Raw genomic sequence first — 20146 nt, 5'->3', positions numbered from 1 at the left:
GGTTGGCGCGGTAATTACGGGGATTGGCGGGGGGTGTCAATAGGCAGCGTGAAAAACTTCATCCATTCCCGGTTTGGGGGCATGACGCAGGCTATGGTTGGGCTTAAAGAACGGTCATGAACATGCGCACTCCCCGTCGTCGCGGCGCGTCAGCCGCCCCTTCCGCCCAGTCCGCCCGCCCTGCATCCGACCGGAATGGTCGCGGGGGACGGGGTGCGGCTTCGGCCCCGCGTGGCACATGCTGGCTGTATGGACAGCATGCAGTGCAGGCGGCACTGGAAAACCCGGCGCGCAAGCTGCGGCAGCTTCTGGTCACGGCTGAAGCACAGGAAACCCTTGCCGCCAGGCTGGAGGGTGGTTTCCCCATTCAGCCCGTACGCACCGAACGTGCCCGTCTTGATACGCTGTGCGGGCCCGATGCGGTGCATCAGGGCATGGCGTTGCTGGTGGATGTGCTGACACCACCCGACCTTGATACCGTGCTGGAACGGCCCGGCCCCGTGCTGGTGCTGGACCAGGTGACGGATCCGCGCAATGTGGGGGCCATCCTGCGCTCGGCCGCGGCATTCGGTGCGGTGGCGGTTGTCGTGCAGGACCGTAACGCCCCGGATGAGACAGGCACCCTGGCACGGGCGGCATCCGGCGCACTGGAAATCGTGCCGCTGATCCGGGTGGTCAACCTGTCGCGTGTGCTTGATGCGCTCAAGACCCGTGGGCTGTGGGTGGTGGGGCTGGATGCTGGTGGCGGCATACTCGATGGCGCCTCCTTCAGCCAGCGTCGTGTCGCCCTGGTGCTGGGGGCGGAAGGTGCGGGCCTGCGTCGCCTGACACGGGAACATTGTGACGAGATCGCGGGCCTTGCCATGAGCAGCGACATGGAAAGCCTCAACGTCTCCAACGCGGCGGCTGTGGCCTTATACGAGATGTACCGTCCTCGCTGAAGGTCGTATAAAAAACCATAAAAGTTTTTGGATGCCACCTTTTTTCAAAAAGGTGGCGTTCCCGGAAGTTTTTCGCACAAACTTTATAAAAAATTCCTTTAGTTTCAATATTTTCCGTGGATGAACCCGCAAAGGTGGCCGCAGGCCAGTCCCGTGTTCATGGGCCAGGGCGGATCATGAAAAACTATTTATGTTATAACATGTAGATTTATCTCGTCATTCTTGTCATTCGGGGCAAATGACACGACCGCGTGATACAGATCGCCCGCGTGGCGACAGCCCGACGGCCCCTTGCCTGCGTGGTTAGCGTCATGGGCGGCTGGCTGCGCCGTTTCCGGTGGCTGTATGCCCCGCGTGCGGTGGATTTCGGCTTTGCGCTCCGCACCACCATCGCAGCCCTTCTGGCACTGGTCCTTGCCCTGTGGATGGAAATGGACGACCCGCAATGGGCGGCCATGACCACATGGATCGTGGCGCAGAATTCGCGTGGGCAGAGCATGTCCAAGGCACGCTGGCGGCTGCTGGGCACGGTCTGTGGTGCCGTGGCGGGTGTGGCGCTGATCGCGGCGCTGCCCCAGTCGTCGTGGCTGTTTTTCCCGGTGCTGGCGGTCTGGGTGGGAATATGTTGCGGGCTTGCGACCTTCCTGCGCAATTTCCATTCCTATGCGCTGGTACTCATGGCGTTCACCAGCGGCCTGATTGCCCTGAACGCGGCGGATGACCCGCGTGATGTGTTCGCGATCGCCATGTCGCGTTCAACCTACATCTTCCTGGGCATCCTGTGTGAAAGCGGACTGGCATCGGTATTCGCGCCCAATCTGGCCGATGTCGCGCACAGGGAAATCACCCGCCGCGTTGCGGCAGCGGTGGGGCAGGCGGCGCAGGCCCTGACGGGCATGATGGCGGGACAGGATTCCGGATTCCTGCGGTCACGCACGCTGCTGGGGTCCGTCTTTTCCATTTCGGACCAGATCGAGTTCAGTGAAGTGGAAATGCAGCACCGCACCCATGCCGGTGACCATGCGCGCGCGGCGCTGGCCGCCGTGGCCGTGGTGATGTCGCGTGGACTGGGACTGGCGGCGCGCATACGGGAGGCAGGCGGCGTGCCCCCGGCCTTCGCTACTCCACTGGCCACGGCAAAGGCGCTGTTTGCGGACATGCTGGGGTTGATGGATGGCCCCGATCCCGTTGCCGCCGTGCCGGGCTTGCGCGCGCGCATCCGCATGCTGGGGGCGGAATGCCGGCAGCAACTGGTCAATGACATCATCGCTGTCAGTGGCCCGGTGCCCATGGATGCGGCCGGGTCACAGGTACATCTGGACGGGTATATCCTCAATGCCTCGCTCGGGGTGCTGCTGGTGCGGCTGGATGCGGCGCTGGCGCATCTGGCGGCGACCCGGACGGCCCCGGTCCATGACCATTTCCACTTTTCCACCCCGCCATGGCGCGACCGGACGGATGCGTGGCATAACGGCGTCCGGTCGGCGGGCGCGGTCCTTGTGGGCGGTCTGGTGTGGGAAGTGACGGGTTGGCCCGACGGGCCGACTTTCGCCATGTTCGTCGTGGTGACATGCAGCCGTTTCGCCGCCAATGAAAACCCGGTTCAGGACAGTCTGGGCTTCCTGCGCGGCGCGGTCTGGGCGGTGGTGGTGGCGGCCTTCCTGACCTTTGTCGTGCTGCCCCGGCAGGCGGTGTGGGAAACGCTGGTCGCATCCCTGTTCGTGCCCATGATGGTGGGGGGACTGGCGCTGCGCGACGCCCGCACGGTGGGCACGGCCGCGCCCTATAACAATTTCCTGCCCTTCATGGTCTATCCCGGCAACCAGTCGCGGCTGGATGAACTGACCTTTTTCAATACCAACAGCGCGGTCGTGCTGGGGATATGGTGCAGCGTGCTGGTGTTTCGGCTGGTGCTGCCATTTGATCAGGATGCGGAACGCTGGCGCATGCGCCGCCAGATGGTGGGCGACCTGCGCCGTATCGCACGTGCGCCCGCGATTCCCGATACCGGCGCATGGGTGAATACGCTGACCGCACGGTTCGCGCGTCTGGTCCGCCATTCCGTCTCCATGTCCGATGCCCAGACCAACGCCTATCTGGATGGGGTGCTGGCGGCCATGACCGTGGGGCTGAACCTGATCCGGCTGCGGCGCATGCTGGATCGTGGCAGCCTGCCGCCCGATGCGCGGCAGGCGGTGGAACATACGATTGCAGGCTTTGCCGCATGGCGGGGCCAGCCGCCAGCCGGTCTGGCCCACACGGCGGGGGATGCGCTGGCCTGCGTGCGGGCGCGCGTGGCGACGGAGGGAAACCTGTCGCGTCGCCTCGATCTGGGGTGGAGTGTCGCCTATCTGGAAATACTGGTGCGTGAACTTGTGGCACATGCCCGGTTTTTCGATATTACCCACCGTTTCCATGTCCTGCCCGATTCGCGCCCGACCGGGCCGGGCATGAACCCGTACCAGCCTGAAGGAGCCATCCATGACCATCAAACGCCTGCAACCTGAGGAACGACTGACCGGTGCCGTCGTGCATGGGCATACCGTCTATCTGGCCGGGCAGGTGGCCGATGACCCCACCCTTGATGCCGAAGGCCAGACGGCGGACATCCTGCGCCAGATCGACGCCCTGCTGGCGGAAGCGGGGACCAGCAGCGCACGCCTGCTGTCGGTACAGATTTTCCTCAGCGACATGAACGACATGGCCGCGATGAACCGTGCGTGGGATGCGTGGCTGGATCGTGACGCCAAACCCGCCCGGGCCACGGTTGAAGCCCGCCTGGCCGATCCACGCTGGAAGGTCGAAATCACCGGAATCGCAGCCCTGCCCTGACCTGCGGGCGGCACTGCGCGCCTGTTTTCATGCAACCGTGGCGTGGGCGGCCTGTTCAGATTCCTGAATGCGGTCCCATGGAGCCGCCCATGACAGGGAGCAGACCACCATGCCAGATGATAACAGCCATGCCTCGTCCCGTCGCCAGATCCTGACCGGGGTGGCCGCGGCCGGCCTTGTCACGGCGGCCACGACCGGCCGGTCCGGTGCTGCCGCGGAAATGGCGGCCCCCACGCCCGCGCTGGTGGATCCCGAAAATGCCTATCCCCGCCCGCCGTTTCCCCAGCAGTCGCAGCCCTGGCCTGGCCTTGCGGGGAAGATGACGCCACGACCCGACCATGGGGAAACCAGCTATCGGGGGTCCGGCAGGCTGGCGGGACGCAAGGCGCTGATTACGGGTGGCGATTCCGGTATTGGCCGGGCGGCTGCCATCGCCTATGCCCGTGAGGGGGCGGACGTGGCGATCGCCTACCTGCCGCAGGAAGAGCCTGATGCGCGGGAGGTCATCGCCCTGATCCGCGAAGCCGGGCGCAAGGCCGTGGCCCTGCCCGGTGACCTGCGGGACCGCAAATACTGTGATGCTCTGGTGCAGCGCGCGCACCGGGAACTGGGTGGGCTGGACATTCTGGTCAGCAATGCAGGCCGCCAGCGCCATCAGGACAGTATCCTTGATATCAGCGACGAACAGTTTGATGAAACCTTCCGCACCAATATCTACGCGCTGTTTTACCTGAGCAAGGCGGCCATTCCCCTCATGCCGCGCGGGGGCGCGATCATCGCCACGGCGTCGGTCAATGCGTTCAGCCCGTCTGAAATCCTGCTGGATTATTCCGCGACCAAGGGGGCGATTGTCGCCTTCGTCAAATCACTGGCCAAGCAGATGGTCCACCGTGGCATCCGCGTCAACGCGGTGGCCCCCGGCCCGTTCTGGACCGCGTTGCAGGTCAGTGGTGGCCAGACGGAAGAAAACATCCATGATTTTGGCGGCGAGACCCCGATGGGCCGCGCGGGCCAACCGGTGGAACTGGCGCCTGTCTATGTGCTGCTGGCCTCATCCGAAGCCAGCTACATCACCGGTCAGGTCTATGCCGCCGCTGGCGGGACGGGCGTGGAATAATAGGGGGGCGGAATGTCCTTGCAGCATGGTTGCCGCAATGGCACATGGCGTCGATGCGTATCATCATGTCCTGCCTGCTGATGCTGCTGGGGGTTGCAGCATGTTATTATGCCTTTGGCATGATTACCGATGCCGGGCGTTTCATTTCCGATTCCCATCCCTGGTAACGCCGGTCACGCCAGTTTTCTGGCCGTGTGGGCGGCCATGAAGCGGGCCGTCACGGGATCCGGTGCCGGGTGGGCTGCGCGGCCATGATTTTTGTTGCGCCACTGATGCGGATCATGCACCCAATCGGGCATCCGTAGCGTTTCCCATTAGTTCAGTGACAAAAAAATTCCGCAGGCCCAGCCTGTGGTGGAGGTCGAAATGATCCGTTTTCCCGCCCTGCCCGCCCTTGTCGCCGCCAGTATCGTGGTGGCTTCTCCCGCCCTTGCGGCCACCGTGCGGCTGGAAGGTCACTTTACCCCTGAACACGGCACGACCAGCCAGCCCGATGGCACCGTGCAGGCCACGCTGAATACGCGCACGAATCTTGTGAAATATACCCTGACCTGGACCGGGCTGAGCGGGCCGGTGGTCGCCGCCCATTTCCATGGTCCCGCCCCGGCGGGGGAAGAAGCGGGCGTGCTGGTGCCCATTCCCAGCCCCTATAAATCCGGGCAGCACGGATCCGTCCTGCTGTCATCCGAGCAGGCGGAGGCCCTCCAGAACGGTCAGGTCTATGTAAACCTGCACACGGCCGCCCAGCCCAATGGCGAGGCCCGCGCCCAGCTTGCGCCGGTTCGTCCCGGCGGAAAAAAATAAACCGCAACCCGTTGGGATCATGTCCATGATATAGTTTGCATGGCTGCTATTTGTGCGGCACAGTGCAAAGGACGACATGCCAATCATGTCTGTCACGCAAGGACGCGGGGCAACCTGCCCGCCAGAAATCATGGAGTTCGCTTTTGCGCCTAGCATCTCTGGCCGCCGTAGCGGCTGCTGTGTCCCTTTCCGGTATGACCCCTTTTGCCTGTGCCCATGCGGCGGATGCGCTGGGTGATCATACGGCAACGATCGCCTTTACCCTGTCGGCGGCCGATCTTGGGGCCGGGATGTCATGGGGAAAGGGTGTCCTGACGTTTGAAGGGCATGACTACCCTTTCCGCATCCGCGGTGGCTCGGGTGCGGCCATTGGCTTTTCCAAGACCCATGCCACGGGCACCGTCTATAACCTGTACCGCATTCAGGATATCGAGGGTACCTACTGGTCCGTACAGGGTGAGGCAACTGTTGGCGCGGGGAAGGGTGCGGCCGTCATGGAAAATAACAACGGCATCCATATCAAGTTCACGTCGCGCAGCAGCGGCGCGCGGCTGGCATTTTCGGTCGAACGCCTGACCATAAGCCTGACGCCGGATGCCAAGGCTGCGTCTGCGCCTGTGTCCGCGACCCTGGCGGCGGCCACCACCCCTGCTGTACATGAATAGGCAGGCCAGCCCCTGATCGTGCATGGTAGGCACCATCATGAACATGGATGGAGCCACCAGCATGACAGAAGATACCCATACATTTGGCGACGGCCGCCTTGCGGCCAGCGTGCGGGCCCACGGGGCGGAACTGTGTGCCCTGCGTGCGGACGGGCGTGACCTGCTGTGGTGTGGCGGTGACCCGTGGCGTCGCCAGTCGCCGGTGCTGTTTCCCATTGTGGGGCGACTGGTGGATGATGCGGCATGGGTGGATGGGCAGGCGTACCGCATGACCCAGCACGGTTTTGCCCGCGACTGCACATTCCGCTGGCTGGAACGCGATGAGACGGGCTGCCGCCTCGAACTGTCCGATACGGACGCCACGCGCCGGATCTATCCCTTCGCCTTCAGCCTTGTCATTGAATACCGCATTGAACAGGGCAGGCTGCGGATTGGGTACTGTGTGACCAACCCCGATGCGAATCGTGTCCTGCCCGCATCGCTGGGTGCGCACCCTGCCTTTGTATGGCCGCTGGCCGCCGACGTGCCCAAGGACCGGCACATCATCGAATTCGACCAGCCGGAGCCGGAAGGCGTCCGGCGGCTGAAGGATGGCCTGCTGCTGCCCGAATCCTTTCCCACCCCGGTCGTCGGTCGGGTGCTGCATCTCGATGAATCCCTGTTTGCGGCAGATGCGCTGATTTTTGACCGTCCGGCCAGTACGGGACTGACCTATCGCATCCCCGATGGTCCGGGTCTGCGTCTGACATGGGAAGGCTTTCCCCAGTTGGGCATATGGATGAAGCCGGGCGCTGATTTCGTATGCATCGAACCGTGGCATGGCATGGCCAGTCCGGTCGGATTCAAGGGCGATTTTTCCACGCGTCCAGGCGTGTTTCACCTGCAGCCCGGACAGGAATGGCGGGCATCGTGGCAGGTTGGCTGCCTCTGACCCCATGGCCCTTCCGGCAGGTGTCTTTTCCATGCAACACCTGCCGGAATAAGCCTTGCGAAAAAAGCATGGATCACCCCGGAAATCTGCGAAAATATCGTATTTCCAACCCCCCGGTTGCGTCGTAGCGTGCGCGCAGGAGCAGCATGCGGCAGTCTCGCCCGCTAGGCTCACGGGAAACGCCTTGATGCGTAGTTTTTCTCCTGTCCCCGCCGTGGGATTTTCCCCTTCTTCCAATCCCCTCCAGATCCGCACGCTGCGCCAGCGCGTTGTGGGCTGGGTCGGTGCAGCCTACCGCAAGCAGGGGATGATGCTGCTGGCGACGCTGCCCAGTATCGCCGTGCCGTCGGGCTGCCATGCCGGGATGGAGGGATCGCCCTCCCTGCTGGCGCTGCGGGGCTGCTGGGACCGGACCTGACTGCTGTGGCCTGCGACCGGGCAGGTCCTGCATCATGATCGTATGGCGGCGCATTCCGGTGTGCCGCCATATTCATTGGACGATACATAACAGGAGCGTAAAATACACCTGACAGGCCGCCACATGGGGAGAGCGAAGGGACATGGGTAAACATATGCCACGACGTGCGGCATGGCTGGTGGTTGCCATGCTGGCACAGGTGGAAACAGCCCATGCGGCCACGACCGCGTTCAACAAGCTGCCTGATTACGAGAAATTCGGCATTACGGTCACCAGCGCCTATCACGTGCGCCGGTGTGGGGTGACGGTCACGATCAACCAGTCCCGTTTTGTGGACAGCGCCAGCGCGCTGGAAAATGAAGGGATCCTGGATAACGTCACGCCCGCGATCATCAGCAGGCGCCCAGCCTATTACATCGGGCAGGCCATGCATGAAATCGTGCCGACCATCATTTACCATACCTTCCTGCGCTATGCGGATGCGGCAAACTGCCACTTCGTCTTCCATACGAAAGGGAGCGAGGACGAGGCGTTATATGGCATTGAGGAAAGCGCATCCCCCGCGTTCCTGAGCTTTGTCGTGAACAGCCATACCCATACGCAGGTGGACTGGTACAAGGCCAGTTTTGACGAAATCCGCGAAGTGGCGTCCAAATTCGAGGAAGACCCGGCCTATGCCGCCCCCCTGGCGCCGGAGGAAGGGGGTGTTACGCAACCCACGTCCGCAGATCCCGACAGCATCCAGGACGTGACAGACCGCCTGCAATGAACGAAAGAAGAGGGCATGACTTCCATGCCCGAATTTTCTCCCGTCTTCAGGGAGCAGTTGCAAGACCTGTTCCGCTGGCGGCGTGATGTGCGCCATTTCCGCCGTGACCCGTTGCCTGAACCCGTGCTGGACGATCTGCTGCGCACCGCCTGCCTTGCCCCGTCGGTGGGTCTGAGTGAACCATGGCGCTTCGTACGTGTGGATGATCCCCGGCGTCGTGCGGCGGTGCGGGCGGATTTTGCCCGCTGCAATGCCAGCGCCCTGTCGGATCGCGCGGGAGTGGATGCACAGCGTTATGCCCGGCTGAAACTGGCGGGACTCGATGACGCGCCCCACCACGTGGCGGTCCTGTCCCATCCCGAACCCGCGCAGGGGCGCGGACTGGGCCGGGGGACCATGCCACAGACCACCACGTGGTCCACGGTCATGGCCATCCATACGTTCTGGCTGGCGGCCACGGCGGCGGGAATCGGGGTAGGATGGGTTTCCATCATCGATCCTGAACGGGTCATGGCCGTGCTGGACATGGATCCCGTTCTGGAACTCGTCGCCTATCTGTGCGTGGGCTACCCGGCCCAGCCTGCCAGCACGCCGGAACTTGAACGGCGCGGGTGGGAAAGGCGCGCCCCCGAACGCCGGGAGTGGATCAGGCGCTAGGGCCACTGGTTTTCACCCGGCCCCGGTGCCGGTTGCCATATCACGGAATATGCCCGGTTCCATCGTGGCCGTGCGCGGGTCATGCCCGATCAGGGCAACGGGCGCCGGACCGGGGCAGGGAACCGGACAGGAAAAAAAACGGGTGGCAGATATTCGCTAAAGCCGGTTTTGCTGTCGTCCTGTTTCACCCATTGTGCCTGCCGGGTTTCAGGCTGGCCATATTCGGGTGATGTACTCTCACCCTACCTGTTGACGTTCCGTGCCGGGCGGGCCGGTCGTGTCGGTACGCGGAATGCATGGATCGTGCCCGTTTCCCGGCGATGGAGGACTGAACGCTGCTGCACCATTTTGAATACCTGTTCCAACATTACGGATATGGGGTGATTACCTTTATCGTCATGCTGGAAAGCATGGGACTGCCGCTGCCGGCTGAAACACTGATTATTTCAGCGTCCATCTACTGTGCCGCCACCCATAAGCTGGATATCCAGTTCGTGGCCCTTGCCGCGGTGACGGGGGCCGTGATCGGGGACAACATCGGCTATCTGATCGGGCGGAAGGTCGGCCTGCCGCTGCTGCAGAAATATGGCGCACGGATCAAGCTGACCCCGGACCGGTTGCTGCTGGGGCGTTTCCTGTTCCGTCATCATGGCAGTGGCATTGTGTTTTTCGGACGGTTTGTCGCCCTGCTGCGGGTATTTGTCGCCCTGCTGGCCGGGGCCAACCATATGCCGTGGCCGCGCTTCATGGTGTTCAATGCGCTGGGTGGCCTGTGCTGGGCCGGGGGATATGCCGCAGGTGCGTATTATCTTGGCCGCAAGGTGACGCAGGTATCAGGTACCGCCAGCATTGCGATGGGTCTGGCAGTGGCTGCCGGACTGGTGGCCAGCGCCATTTTCCTGCGTCGTAATGAAGAACGCCTGACCCGGCAGGCCCTGCTTGAAGCCCGTGCGGATGCGGCGGCACAGGGTACGTCCGGATCACCGGTGGCGTAAGCGGATCACCGTCCGGTTCGGTTATCCCATGTATGGGAAGGATTTACTGTAGCGTCGGCCTGTCCTGCGTGGCGACCTTGCCGGTCGGGGGCACCGTCAGCTTGGGACCGGGCAGGCGTTCGCGCAGCATGCCGTGTTCTTCCGGTGGCAGCAGGTCGGCCAGTGTCGTGCCATCCAGCACCTGCATGAATGCCCCCAGCGCCACCGACAGTACCCCGCGCAGGCGGCACATGTCCGACAGGATGCAGCAGCTGGCGTTTTCGGTGGCGCCCGGTTCGCAATGGACAAGGCGCATGTCGTCCTCGGTCTGGCGCACGACGTCGCCAATACGGATGTCCTTGGGCGCATGGGCCAGCAGCAGTCCCCCGCCCCGGCCACGGCGTGCATCGATCAGCCCAAGGCGTGACAGCCGATGAATGACCTTGACAAGGTGATTTTCGGAGATGTCGTACGCGCTGGCGATTTCATGGATCGACACGCGTCTATCCGCATGGATTCCCATGTATAGCAACGTACGTAATGCATAATCAGTGTGCAGGGTCAGGCGCATGTGGCTATCTAACATAGGGGTAATCGACAGAAACAGACCCATATAAACAGCATTTCAAATACAATTTATATGTTAAAATATGCTTCAGCCCTTGGTTTCAGTAAGCCAATGGCAAATAAAGGCGACGTAAACAGTCCTATAATATCACGTAAATGTGATTGTAATGAGGCGTAAATGCCTTCTTCCTGCCCCAAATCAACGGGTGCAGGTTCCCTCAGGCGCCAGTCCGTGCCTGCAACGCCCGCCGGGGCGTCATGTTCATGGCCGTCGCAACGGCAACGGGCGACCTGTCAGTGGGTGCCCGATTCTGTCTGTGACCCTGCCGGGCGGGCGGGTGGCTCCATCATCCGGTCCATCATCGCGAGCATCAGGCCCGATACGACGAAGGCCAGGTGGATGCCCACGCTCCATGCCAGTGTCCGGCTGGAGATTTCATTAACCCGGATGAAATCCGCCAGTACATGAATGGCCGACATGGCCACGATGGAAGCCATGAGCTTGATCTTGATATCCCCGAACGTGACGTGCCCGATCCAGTCGGGAAAATCCCGGTGGTTGCGCACATCCAGCTTGGAAACAAAATTTTCGTATCCCGCGAACATCACGATCAGCAGCAGGTTCGCCAGCAGCACCAGGTCAATCATGTCGAGGATGCCGACAAACACATCATCGAATTCCAGCGTGTAGCTATGCCTGACCAGCGTCCACACGGTCTGGAAGAATTTGACCAGTATCACCAGCAACCCGGCCGTCAGACCAAGATATAACGGTGCGCACAACCATCGCGCACGAAAGAACAGTCGTTCCAGGCCGCTTTCCAGCCATGGTGTTCCCTGCGTGGGAACCGGAGACGACGCCTGCGGCGTGGGATCGTGCATGGGGTCTGTATAATCTCATCCTACCCGAATGGGTAGGTATATATCGCATCGCCAAACTTTTTTATCGGACTTTTTTCCTCTTCCGGCGGGTGATGACAATTATGTGTCCCGGCATGGTCCCACCGCCATTACGGGCGGGAATTATGGCGTATGACCGGGGCATGGGGCGGAATGCGCGACTGGCGCGGGATGCGCCGGTGGGGCCGTGCGCGCCGCCGCCTTGCGTGACGGGGGGACGCCGCGCTACTCCCCGCGTGTCTTTCACCGCAACAGGATACTGAGATATTGGCCGATCCCGGTAAAAGTAATGCAAACCACCGTACGCGCGCCATTGTCGCAGCCCTGGTGCTGGGTATTGTGGCGGGGCTGGTCCTGCATGCGGCGGGGCCTGCGGCAAGTGACCCCGCCGCCCGGGTTGCCACCCTGCTTACGGGGCTGTTCCTGCGGCTGGTGCGCATGATCATTGCCCCGCTTGTCTTTGCCACCCTGGTATCGGGCATCGGCAGTCTTGGCGATGGCGCGCAGGTCATGCGGATCGGCGGGCGTATCCTGCTGTGGTTCATTGCCGCGTCCTTCCTGTCGCTGGTGACGGGGCTGGTGGCGGCGAACCTGCTGCAGCCGGGGGCGGGGTTCACGACCCCGCTATCGGTGGGGGACCTGGGACTTGCGCATGGTCACTTCGACCTGATCGAATTCGTGCTGCATGTCGTGCCGACCAGTATCTTCGACGCCATGGGTCGCAATGACATCCTGCAGATCGTGGTGTTTTCCATCCTGTTCGGGCTGGCGCTGCCAGCAGCGGGGAAAGGTGCGCAGCGCCTGATCCTGCCATGGACCGGGGAACTTGCGCGCATCATGCTGCGCATGACCGACATGGTCATGTATGTCGCCCCCGTCGCGGTATTCGGTTCCGTCATGGGCAGTGTGGCGCATAGTGGTGCGGGAATCCTTGGCACGTTCGGCATGTTCCTGTGCAAATTCTACGGTACGCTGGGGGTGCTGTGGGTGCTGCTGACCACCATGACCTTCTGCGTGCTGGGCCGGCGCGTGTTTGAACTGGCCCGGTTGCTGGTGCAGCCCATCCTGCTGGGTTTCGCCACGGCCAGCAGTGAATCCGTCTATCCGCTGCTGGTGGAACGGCTGGAGCGTTTTGGCGTGCCTGACCGCATAAGCGGTTTCGTGCTGCCGCTGGGTTACAGCTTCAATCTGGACGGGTCGGTGCTGTTCCAGTCCTTTGGCGCGCTGTTCATCGCGCAGGCTTACGGAATTCACATGCCGCTGGGCCAGCAGGTTGCGATGGTGCTGGTGATGATGCTCAGCAGCAAGGGTATCGCCGGCGTGCCGCGCGCGGCACTGGTCACGCTGGCGGCCGTCATGCCGCAGTTCGGCCTGCCGGAGGCAGGGCTGGCGCTGATACTGGGGATCGACCACTTCCTCGACATGGCGCGCACGGCCACCAACGTTCTGGGCAATGGCTATGCCGCTGCCGTTGCGGCGCGGTGGGAAGGCGCACTGGCGTCGCATCCGCTGGAGGAGGGGGAATAAAAATTTTGGGGGCCACCTTTTTTCAAAAAGGCGGCTTCCCTGAAGCTTTTTGAACAAAGCTTCACTAAAAACTGCTTTAATTTTCAATCTGGTGCGAAACGGGGCGGCCAGTGCGCCGCCCCGTTCGTGTTCTTACGCCTTGGCCAGCGCCGCGCCCAGTTTTTCATCCAGCACGTCAAGGAAAGGCTGGGTATCGAGCCATCTGGTGTCCTTGCCGACCAGCAGGGCAAGATCCTTGGTCATCTGGCCACCTTCGACCGTTTCCACACAGACGCGTTCCAGCGTCTGGGCGAAGTGGGTTACGTCGGGCGTGTCATCGAATTTGCCGCGATAGGCCAGACCCCGTGTCCATGCGAAAATCGACGCGATGGGGTTGGTGCTGGTGGGACGTCCCTTCTGGTGTTCGCGGAAATGGCGGGTGACGGTGCCATGGGCTGCTTCGGCTTCCACCACGTCGCCTGTCGGGTTCAGCAGCACCGAGGTCATGAGGCCAAGGCTGCCGAAGCCCTGTGCCACGATGTCGCTTTCCACATCGCCGTCATAGTTCTTGCACGCCCAGACATAGCCGCCCTTCCACTTCAGCGCACAGGCCACCATGTCATCGATCAGGCGGTGTTCGTAGGTCAGGCCCAGCTTTTCGAACTCGGCCCTGAATTCCCGTTCGTACACTTCCTGGAACACGTCCTTGAACATGCCGTCATAGGCCTTGAGGATGGTGTTCTTGGTGGACAGGTAAACCGGCAGCTTCCGGTCACGCCCGTAGGCGAGGGACGCGCGCGCGAACCCTTCGATCGAGGCGCGGGTGTTATGCATGCCAAGCGCCACGCCGGGGCCCTTGAAGTCATGCACGTCCAGCACCTGTTCCGGGCCGCCATCGGCGGGGGTGTAGCGCAGCGTGACCTTGCCGGGACCGGGAATGCGGGTTTCGGCGGCGCGGTAGATGTCGCCATAGGCATGGCGGCCGATCACGATGGGCTGGGTCCAGTGCGGCACAAGGCGGGGTACGTTGGAACAGATGATGGGTTCGCGGAAGATCGTGCCATCAAGGATGTTGCGGATGGTGCCGTTGGGCGAACGCCACATCTTCTTCAGGCCAAACTCCTCCACCCGTGCCTCATCGGGGGTGATGGTGGCGCATTTCACGCCCACGCCGTACCGGCGCACGGCTTCGGCGGCTTCCACCGTCACGCGGTCATCGGTCTCGTCACGATGGCGGATGCCAAGGTCATAATATTTCAGGTCGATATCCAGATACGGCAGGATCAGCCGTTCGCGGATGAAGTGCCAGATAATGCGGGTCATCTCGTCGCCGTCCATTTCGACAACGGGATTTTTGACCTTTATTTTTGCCATGGTACGTTTGTCTGCCTTTAGATGATTACTGTTTTTATGTGCTTTTTCTTTCTGGCGCCCGTTCGCGCAGCGGGCCTCCCGGCGGTCGCATTATTAGGCGTGCCGACAGGGGATAAAAAGCATTGCCGCACGCAGGTTCATTCACAAACGTGCCATCATCGCGCAGCCTGCCCGCACGATGGGGCTACCCGTGGACGGGGGCGTGTGACATGAAACGCGCATGACCGCCCGTTCCCCCCATGATCCGGCCCGCAGGCAGGGCCGTTTGCCGCGCCTGTGGCCTGACATGCTGCCTGGTCTCATGGCCGTCCTTGCGCTACTGCCCGCCTGCACGGCGTTGCAGGGGATCGTGCGGTCGGTTGTGCTGTGGGCGACGGTTGCGCTGCTGTTCAACAGCAGGCGGGTATTGCTGGCGTGCCTGCTGCCGGTGGTCGTGCTGCTGCCTGCGGCGCTGTACTACATAAGCATAAGTGGCGTCCCGCCGGGATATCCGCTGTGGTTGATCCTGTTTTACTGCTCGTTCCCCGTTGTGCTGGGGTATGTGCGGCCTGTGTTGCCGTATCTGGGGGCGTGGACGCTGGTGTGGCTGGTGCTGGCCGGGTTCTACCTGTCGCGGCCGCGCGGGGTTGTGGTCGGATGGCGCGTCCGCACGCGCCTGGCCTGCGTGGCCGTGCTGCTGGCGTGGACCGTCGTGCCTACCGTGCAGTTATGGCGGCACCTGCCCCCCACGCGGGGCGGGACCGAAAACCCGATGGTGCCCATCCATTCCCGCTTTGACCGGGCATGGCCGTGGAGCATGGCGACCGGCTATGTCGCCGCCCGGCGTGAAACCCGGCGCGTGAGCGAAATGGCGCGGCGGATCAGCCATGAACCGATCCATTTTGATCCTGCGCCCCCCACCACGCCACAGGTGATCGTGCTGGTGATCGGGGAAAGTGCGCGGCGCGATCATCACCACAGCTATGGCTATGGCCTTCCCACCACGCCGGAAATGGAGCAGGTACCGGGACTTGTCCGCTTTGACGACATGGTTACGCCCTTCGACTACACGGTGGGCGCCGTGCCGGTCATCCTGTCCGGTTATGACCGTCTGCGGCCCGGTGCGATGCCGGGGCATGATCTGGTATCGGTTTTCAACGCGGCGGGATTTGATACGTGGTGGATCAGCAACCACCCGCGTCTGGGGCCATATGACAGCGTGATCGGCGCATATTCGGAACAGGCCCGCCATATCGCCTACACCACCGTGCATGACGGGTTGATGAGCAGTCCGGTGCTGGACGGGCGCATGCTGCCGGTCGTGGACCAGGCGATTGCGGATGCGCATGGGCGGGTCTTTATCGTGCTGCACCTGTTCGGTAGCCATGAAAACGCGGCTGACCGTTACCCACGCGGTTTTGCCAGCCTTGGCACGGCTTATGACAACAGCATTGCCTATACCGATCACATGCTGGCCCATGTCCGCGCCACGCTGGCGGCGCATGGGGGGGAATCCGCCCTGTTCTACGTATCTGACCACGGGGTGCGGGTTACGGAATGTACCGGTGGCATTCCCGCGCATGGGGACGTGCGCGCCGCGTATGAAATACCATTCTACCTGTGGACATCCACCGCATGGCAGGCCGCCCACCCGCAGGCGGCGCAGGCCGCGCGGGATAACGTGCATGTCCCGCTGACGCTTGCGGCCCTGCCGCCGAGCGTACTGGATGCCGCAGGGCTGTATTACGGTGCGGCGGATGCGGGCCTGTCGGTGCTGTCCGTCCATCCCGCCCACATGCCGCGCATCGTGCATGGGGACAGCACGACCAACCAGAATGTCGATTATGACCACAGCCATGATGATGGCCGGTGCCATATCGCAAGGGATTAAGGACAGGGGGCCTTGGTGAAGCTTTGTTCAGGAAGCTTCAGGAAGCGCCGCCTCCTTGGAAAAAGGCGGTGCCCAAAAAACCTCTATTTTTCATCAATGCCCTGTTTCGGAAGTTCCCTTATTTCCCGTTGGGGTGCTTCTTCAGCCATGCGTCATAGCGGCGCTTGTCCAGACAGTAGGCAAGGTTTTTGTACAGCTGGACATGGCGTACATGCGTCACGTCTTCCTGACAGGCGATCTTGTCGCTGTCCTGGTACTCGTCCCATGCGGGCTGCAGGACCAGCGCGCGTTCCTTTTCCTGTGTGACGCAGGCATTGGTGACTTCATCACCAAATTCCGTCGTGCAGTCATCAACGACCGGATAATTGGGGAATGTCAGCGCAGGCGCGGGCAGCTTCACTTCCGGCCGGATATAGAGCGAGTTCAGTTCCCCCTCCGGCACTTCGGCATGCGCCGTGGGCACGGCGCTGGCTGCCAGCACGCCCAGCAGGGCACAGGTAATGATCTTTTTCATGTCTGTATGCCTTTGTTCAAAACGGGATATGGCGGTCATGTGGCGAATGTGACCCTGCCGTCGCGCCATGCCAAGGGGAACGGATAAACCGGCGCGCGGATTTAGGGTAGCGGTCCCATCCACTTTCGCCACGCAGGCCAGTCATGGATGATCCGTGCCAGCGCGGCATAGCCCCCGCCCGACGGGTGGGCGCCATCGCCGCGCGCGATCTCGGTGCACCATGTGGGATGGGCCAGCAGCGGTTCCCATATCGACAGGAAGGGCACGGATACCTGCGCGCATGCGTCAGCCATGGCATGCGACAGCGCCCGTGTGCGCCCGTCGGGACAGGGCCGCCCGACCGGTGGGGGGCCGATCACCAGGACCGGCCACGATGGCCGGGCCTGTTGCAGGATCTGGCGTGTCGTCGCAATGGAGGCTTCATGCGGCACGCGTGGCTGCCCCCGTGCGGTGGACGTGCAGTCATTGACGCCAAAGGACAGCACGATGCCCCCGTCATGTCGTCCGGCCAGGCGGGGCAGGGTTTCGGCATGCCACCGCAGGGCGATGTCGTGGCTGGTCTGTCCCCGCACGCCCAGGTTGTAGGGTGTGATGTCATGGCCTGCCTGCCGTTCCGTGGCGGACAGGCGTCCCACCCATCCCTGACAGGTTTCATCACCCGTGCCCGTTACGTAGCTGTCGCCGATAAAACAGATTCGCATACCGGCATGATAGGCATGGCGGAAGATAAAAAACCATGCTGGAAAAGAGTGGCATTTCCATACTTTCCCATTTTGTTCTCATACGGTAGTGTCGCAGAACAGATTATGAACAAGGGGCGGAACACAGGAATGCGTGCAGGGATCATGCCATGGGTGGGGTGCGGGATACTGCTGGCCCCGCTGGCCGCCATGGCGGAACAGGCGACCTGTCACGTTCCCCCCGCAACCATTGGCTGCACGCAGGCGGCCACATTGCAACGGGTGGGCAGCCTGTCCCCCGCGGCCATGTCGTCCGGTCGTACGCTGATCCAGATGCACTGCAGGCGCGTGGACGGGACGGGGAACTGGCAGGTACTGGGCCATCATGGCGATGCGGTGCTGTTGCGCCACCTGCCCATCCAGAAAGGGGAGGGTGCGCTGTATTTTCCTGCCGCCGTCCTGCATCCCGTGGCGGGTCAACTGCCGTCGCGGCCATCCGGCCTGCTGCGTCTGGTCATGGCGGGGGTCGGGGCCGTGCTGCTGTGGCCGCTGTTACGGTATGGCTGGCGGCTTTTGCGCAGGCGGCAGGCATGGCGCGTGTGCAGGCGGCTGGTGTCCCGCCATGCCGACGCGCTGCGAATCCGGCGCAGGCAACTGGTGCAGGTCAACAGCTATGGCGTGGAACGTACGGCCCGGTGGCAACGCGAACAGACGGAATTCATCAGGACGATCATAAAGCCCGCCTTGCTGGACCGTCGCCTGCAATGGGCATGGCCCGCCATTGCGGACCGCGTACTGGCCCGGATCGGGAATGTGGCCAGCCAGAAGCTGTCGGGGGAGAAAGCGGGACAGGCCACCGGCGGTTACACGCCAGACATGGACCCGATCGGCTACGAACGCTATTGCGCCGACCGCCTGCGTGCCTGTGGGTGGGATGCGCATGCAACGCCGCCCGGAGGGGACCAGGGCGCGGATGTCATCGCCACGCGCGGCGGAAAACGGCTGGTCGTGCAGTGCAAGCTGTACCGCAATGCGGTGGGGAATGAGGCCGTGCAGCAGATTTCGGCCGCCCGGCTGCATTACCATGCCGATATTGCGGCAGTCGTCTCCAATGCGGATTACACGACTTCAGCGCGGCAGCTGGCCCGGTCCAACAAGGTGTTCCTGCTGCATCATGATGAATTGCCTGCCTTTGCCGCCCGTCTGGCACGGGAACGGAAAAAGGCGTGATCCCTCATCATGTCATAACATGACAAAATATGTCTGACGGATGCGCGCCGGGTAACCCCGGCGCGACATGTTCAATCGCGTGAAACTGCGGGAACAGGGGCGGAAGGACGATTGCGCGTACTCAACCGGACCGTGATCAGCAGATGGGCGATCATGCGTGCAGAGTTGCTCATGTATCATACCTCCTATCTTTCCTATACATGAATCGTTTCACGAAAGCGAAGGTTTCCTGCACTGTTGAAACAAATTTCCCGTGCCGTTGCGTTTCATGCCTGCTGTCCCCATCTTTATGGCCAGATATGACGGATTGAGGGAAAAGTTGAGACGACATCGTGTAATGCTGGACGGGCGTGAACTGTATGCAGGGGCGCAATGGACCCATGTCCAGCGCATCGCTGATGCGCTGCGCGCCCGTGGGCATGATGCCGTGGCGATTCGCGATGAAACGCCGCTGCCCCCGCGCGCGCCCCGGCCCCGACTGACGGGACTGCCCCCCCGTGGCACGGCGGGCCGTCGGCGCGGATAGGGGCATGGCATATGTCTATCTGCTGATCGCGATTGCGGCGGAAGTCACCGCCACGTTCTGCCTGACGTTATCCAATGGCTTTACACGGCCGGGACCGTCATGTGTGACCGTGGTCGGGTATGGCGTGGCGTTCTATTCGCTGTCCCTGGCGTTGCGCGCCATTCCCACCGGCGTGGCCTATACCATCTGGTCGGGTGTCGGGACGGTACTCATCACGCTGGTCTGTCGGGTGGTGCTGGGGCAGAAGCTGGACTTGGCGGCGGTCGTGGGCATGACGCTTATCATATGTGGCGTACTGGTCATGAACCTGCTGTCGGGTGGGGGGCAGCACGGATAAAAAATGGCCGGTTCCGCAAACGGAACCGGCCATATGCATCAATGTCGGCCCGGCCCGCCGTGACCGCCGCCACCACCACCGTGGCCGCCACCGCCGCCCGGTCCACCAGGGCCATGACCTCCACCGCCGCCACCGCCCGGCCCACCGTGGCCTCCACCGCCCCCCGGTCCGCCACCGTGGAAGTCACCACGTGGGCCACCACCATGGAAATCGCCACCGGGGCGGCCGCGACCGCCGCCCCAACCACCGCCGCGCCCGATATATTCGGGCGCGCCGCCGTAATAATCGCCATATCCGCTATAATAACCCCCGCTGGGGCCATAACCGTACCCGCCGTAATAGCCGCCATATCCGGGGCCATCAACGCAGGCGACAAGCGGACTGGCCAAAACCAGTACCGACAGTGACCGGGTCAGTCGTTTCATGGGAAAGAGTGTCCTTTTTTCCATATACAGCTTCACGTCCTGATCCTGTCAGGTTTCCAACTGTATAAAGAAAAAAGGCATAATGACGACCGGCGATGGCCGTCATCCC

At 62.5% G+C, this 20146-nt stretch carries 23 protein-coding genes; 18 read left to right on the top strand and 5 right to left on the bottom strand.

What is annotated here, in order from left to right; all coding sequences use genetic code 11:
* Window positions 1-116 precede the first annotated feature (116 nt).
* The 12 genes from rlmB (at window position 117) to S101446_RS10465 (ending at window position 10129) form a co-directional block, all read left to right on the top strand.
* Complete coding sequence (rlmB, locus tag S101446_RS10515) at window positions 117-941, top strand: 23S rRNA (guanosine(2251)-2'-O)-methyltransferase RlmB (RefSeq protein ID WP_053323466.1); 825 nt, start codon at window positions 117-119, stop codon at window positions 939-941.
* A 251-nt stretch (window positions 942-1192) separates the two neighbouring features.
* Entirely contained in the window at window positions 1193-3448 is a 2256-nt protein-coding gene (locus S101446_RS10510; protein WP_244184172.1) for an FUSC family protein, read from the top strand.
* Window positions 3423-3773: a RidA family protein gene (locus S101446_RS10505; RefSeq protein ID WP_010508718.1), complete on the top strand. Its 351-nt coding sequence runs from the start codon at window positions 3423-3425 to the stop codon at window positions 3771-3773. Before S101446_RS10510 ends, S101446_RS10505 begins: the two co-directional genes overlap by 26 nt.
* A 109-nt stretch (window positions 3774-3882) precedes the next feature.
* On the top strand, window positions 3883-4890 hold the full coding sequence (locus S101446_RS10500) for an SDR family oxidoreductase (RefSeq protein ID WP_279629048.1): 1008 nt from the start codon (window positions 3883-3885) through the stop codon (window positions 4888-4890).
* A 44-nt stretch (window positions 4891-4934) separates the two neighbouring features.
* Window positions 4935-5057, top strand: a complete 123-nt coding sequence (locus S101446_RS18625; protein WP_279629047.1) for a hypothetical protein — start codon at window positions 4935-4937, stop codon at window positions 5055-5057.
* A 199-nt stretch (window positions 5058-5256) separates the two neighbouring features.
* Window positions 5257-5694 (top strand): CHRD domain-containing protein, encoded by a 438-nt coding sequence (locus tag S101446_RS10495; protein ID WP_010508709.1) that lies wholly within the window; start codon window positions 5257-5259, stop codon window positions 5692-5694.
* A gap of 194 nt (window positions 5695-5888) precedes the next feature.
* The gene (locus S101446_RS10490) at window positions 5889-6359 is read left to right on the top strand and encodes a hypothetical protein (protein WP_010508707.1); all 471 of its coding nucleotides are present in this window, start codon (window positions 5889-5891) and stop codon (window positions 6357-6359) included.
* 61 nt (window positions 6360-6420) lie between these two features.
* Window positions 6421-7290 carry an aldose 1-epimerase family protein gene (locus tag S101446_RS10485; RefSeq protein ID WP_087608873.1) on the top strand — a complete coding sequence of 290 codons (870 nt, stop codon included), beginning with the start codon at window positions 6421-6423 and terminating at the stop codon, window positions 7288-7290.
* A gap of 187 nt (window positions 7291-7477) precedes the next feature.
* Window positions 7478-7708 carry a hypothetical protein gene (locus S101446_RS10480; protein ID WP_010508703.1) on the top strand — a complete coding sequence of 77 codons (231 nt, stop codon included), beginning with the start codon at window positions 7478-7480 and terminating at the stop codon, window positions 7706-7708.
* 142 nt (window positions 7709-7850) lie between these two features.
* A complete protein-coding gene (locus S101446_RS10475; protein WP_232272473.1) occupies window positions 7851-8477 on the top strand; it encodes a hypothetical protein in 627 nt (208 codons plus the stop codon).
* A 15-nt stretch (window positions 8478-8492) separates the two neighbouring features.
* Window positions 8493-9134: a 5,6-dimethylbenzimidazole synthase gene (gene bluB, locus S101446_RS10470; protein WP_208620513.1), complete on the top strand. Its 642-nt coding sequence runs from the start codon at window positions 8493-8495 to the stop codon at window positions 9132-9134.
* 398 nt (window positions 9135-9532) lie between these two features.
* A complete protein-coding gene (locus tag S101446_RS10465) occupies window positions 9533-10129 on the top strand; it encodes a DedA family protein (RefSeq protein ID WP_187293606.1) in 597 nt (198 codons plus the stop codon).
* Between the two features lie 43 nt (window positions 10130-10172).
* On the opposite strand, the gene S101446_RS10460 is transcribed toward S101446_RS10465, so the two are convergent.
* Together S101446_RS10460 and S101446_RS10455 are read right to left on the bottom strand one after the other, a co-directional pair.
* Window positions 10173-10679, bottom strand: coding sequence for an RrF2 family transcriptional regulator (locus S101446_RS10460; protein WP_087608872.1), 507 nt, complete (start codon window positions 10677-10679; stop codon window positions 10173-10175).
* 290 nt (window positions 10680-10969) lie between these two features.
* Window positions 10970-11557, bottom strand: a complete 588-nt coding sequence (locus tag S101446_RS10455) for a TIGR00645 family protein (RefSeq protein WP_087608321.1) — start codon at window positions 11555-11557, stop codon at window positions 10970-10972.
* A gap of 285 nt (window positions 11558-11842) precedes the next feature.
* Here S101446_RS10455 and S101446_RS10450 point away from each other — a divergent pair, with 285 nt between their 5' ends.
* Window positions 11843-13102: a dicarboxylate/amino acid:cation symporter gene (locus S101446_RS10450; RefSeq protein WP_087608320.1), complete on the top strand. Its 1260-nt coding sequence runs from the start codon at window positions 11843-11845 to the stop codon at window positions 13100-13102.
* Between the two features lie 132 nt (window positions 13103-13234).
* Here the strand turns inward: S101446_RS10450 and S101446_RS10445 are convergent, their stop codons facing one another.
* Window positions 13235-14455: an NADP-dependent isocitrate dehydrogenase gene (locus tag S101446_RS10445; RefSeq protein WP_010508687.1), complete on the bottom strand. Its 1221-nt coding sequence runs from the start codon at window positions 14453-14455 to the stop codon at window positions 13235-13237.
* A gap of 220 nt (window positions 14456-14675) precedes the next feature.
* Here S101446_RS10445 and S101446_RS10440 point away from each other — a divergent pair, with 220 nt between their 5' ends.
* Entirely contained in the window at window positions 14676-16325 is a 1650-nt protein-coding gene (locus S101446_RS10440) for a phosphoethanolamine transferase (RefSeq protein ID WP_087608319.1), read from the top strand.
* A 118-nt stretch (window positions 16326-16443) separates the two neighbouring features.
* On the opposite strand, the gene S101446_RS10435 is transcribed toward S101446_RS10440, so the two are convergent.
* Window positions 16444-16839 (bottom strand): hypothetical protein, encoded by a 396-nt coding sequence (locus S101446_RS10435; RefSeq protein ID WP_039794356.1) that lies wholly within the window; start codon window positions 16837-16839, stop codon window positions 16444-16446.
* A gap of 101 nt (window positions 16840-16940) precedes the next feature.
* Window positions 16941-17540: a GDSL-type esterase/lipase family protein gene (locus tag S101446_RS10430; RefSeq protein WP_087608318.1), complete on the bottom strand. Its 600-nt coding sequence runs from the start codon at window positions 17538-17540 to the stop codon at window positions 16941-16943.
* 129 nt (window positions 17541-17669) lie between these two features.
* On the opposite strand from S101446_RS10430, the gene S101446_RS10425 reads away from it, so the two are divergent.
* From S101446_RS10425 to S101446_RS18230, 4 genes are all read left to right on the top strand, one after another.
* Window positions 17670-18749 carry a restriction endonuclease gene (locus tag S101446_RS10425; RefSeq protein WP_087608317.1) on the top strand — a complete coding sequence of 360 codons (1080 nt, stop codon included), beginning with the start codon at window positions 17670-17672 and terminating at the stop codon, window positions 18747-18749.
* Between the two features lie 337 nt (window positions 18750-19086).
* Window positions 19087-19275 (top strand): hypothetical protein, encoded by a 189-nt coding sequence (locus tag S101446_RS10420; protein ID WP_087608316.1) that lies wholly within the window; start codon window positions 19087-19089, stop codon window positions 19273-19275.
* A 4-nt stretch (window positions 19276-19279) separates the two neighbouring features.
* The gene (locus tag S101446_RS10415; RefSeq protein ID WP_087608871.1) at window positions 19280-19612 is read left to right on the top strand and encodes a DMT family transporter; all 333 of its coding nucleotides are present in this window, start codon (window positions 19280-19282) and stop codon (window positions 19610-19612) included.
* 41 nt (window positions 19613-19653) lie between these two features.
* Complete coding sequence (locus S101446_RS18230; RefSeq protein WP_208620583.1) at window positions 19654-20019, top strand: hypothetical protein; 366 nt, start codon at window positions 19654-19656, stop codon at window positions 20017-20019.
* Window positions 20020-20146: the final 127 nt, after the last annotated feature.

It is taken from the genome of Komagataeibacter europaeus, assembly GCF_002173515.1.
GTDB classification, from domain to species: Bacteria; Pseudomonadota; Alphaproteobacteria; order Acetobacterales; family Acetobacteraceae; genus Komagataeibacter; species Komagataeibacter europaeus.
The sequence above is the reverse complement of the archived record's forward strand: the minus strand, read 5'-3'. Positions and strand labels throughout refer to the sequence as shown.

Excerpts from the sequence above, each read along its gene's own strand:
- rlmB (WP_053323466.1), top strand. The coding sequence starts at position 117 with ATGAACATGCGCACTCCCCGTCGTCGCGGCGCGTCAGCCGCCCCTTCC.
- S101446_RS10505 (WP_010508718.1), top strand. The coding sequence starts at position 3,423 with ATGACCATCAAACGCCTGCAACCTGAGGAACGACTGACCGGTGCCGTC.
- S101446_RS10500 (WP_279629048.1), top strand. The coding sequence starts at position 3,883 with ATGCCAGATGATAACAGCCATGCCTCGTCCCGTCGCCAGATCCTGACC.
- S101446_RS18625 (WP_279629047.1), top strand. The coding sequence starts at position 4,935 with ATGGCGTCGATGCGTATCATCATGTCCTGCCTGCTGATGCTGCTGGGG.
- S101446_RS10495 (WP_010508709.1), top strand. The coding sequence starts at position 5,257 with ATGATCCGTTTTCCCGCCCTGCCCGCCCTTGTCGCCGCCAGTATCGTG.
- S101446_RS10490 (WP_010508707.1), top strand. The coding sequence starts at position 5,889 with ATGACCCCTTTTGCCTGTGCCCATGCGGCGGATGCGCTGGGTGATCAT.
- S101446_RS10485 (WP_087608873.1), top strand. The coding sequence starts at position 6,421 with ATGACAGAAGATACCCATACATTTGGCGACGGCCGCCTTGCGGCCAGC.
- S101446_RS10480 (WP_010508703.1), top strand. The coding sequence starts at position 7,478 with ATGCGTAGTTTTTCTCCTGTCCCCGCCGTGGGATTTTCCCCTTCTTCC.
- S101446_RS10475 (WP_232272473.1), top strand. The coding sequence starts at position 7,851 with ATGGGTAAACATATGCCACGACGTGCGGCATGGCTGGTGGTTGCCATG.
- bluB (WP_208620513.1), top strand. The coding sequence starts at position 8,493 with ATGACTTCCATGCCCGAATTTTCTCCCGTCTTCAGGGAGCAGTTGCAA.
- S101446_RS10465 (WP_187293606.1), top strand. The coding sequence starts at position 9,533 with ATGCTGGAAAGCATGGGACTGCCGCTGCCGGCTGAAACACTGATTATT.
- S101446_RS10460 (WP_087608872.1), bottom strand. The coding sequence starts at position 10,679 with ATGCGCCTGACCCTGCACACTGATTATGCATTACGTACGTTGCTATAC.
- S101446_RS10455 (WP_087608321.1), bottom strand. The coding sequence starts at position 11,557 with ATGCACGATCCCACGCCGCAGGCGTCGTCTCCGGTTCCCACGCAGGGA.
- S101446_RS10445 (WP_010508687.1), bottom strand. The coding sequence starts at position 14,455 with ATGGCAAAAATAAAGGTCAAAAATCCCGTTGTCGAAATGGACGGCGAC.
- S101446_RS10440 (WP_087608319.1), top strand. The coding sequence starts at position 14,676 with ATGACCGCCCGTTCCCCCCATGATCCGGCCCGCAGGCAGGGCCGTTTG.
- S101446_RS10435 (WP_039794356.1), bottom strand. The coding sequence starts at position 16,839 with ATGAAAAAGATCATTACCTGTGCCCTGCTGGGCGTGCTGGCAGCCAGC.
- S101446_RS10430 (WP_087608318.1), bottom strand. The coding sequence starts at position 17,540 with ATGCGAATCTGTTTTATCGGCGACAGCTACGTAACGGGCACGGGTGAT.
- S101446_RS10425 (WP_087608317.1), top strand. The coding sequence starts at position 17,670 with ATGCGTGCAGGGATCATGCCATGGGTGGGGTGCGGGATACTGCTGGCC.
- S101446_RS10420 (WP_087608316.1), top strand. The coding sequence starts at position 19,087 with ATGCTGGACGGGCGTGAACTGTATGCAGGGGCGCAATGGACCCATGTC.
- S101446_RS10415 (WP_087608871.1), top strand. The coding sequence starts at position 19,280 with ATGGCATATGTCTATCTGCTGATCGCGATTGCGGCGGAAGTCACCGCC.
- S101446_RS18230 (WP_208620583.1), top strand. The coding sequence starts at position 19,654 with ATGTCGGCCCGGCCCGCCGTGACCGCCGCCACCACCACCGTGGCCGCC.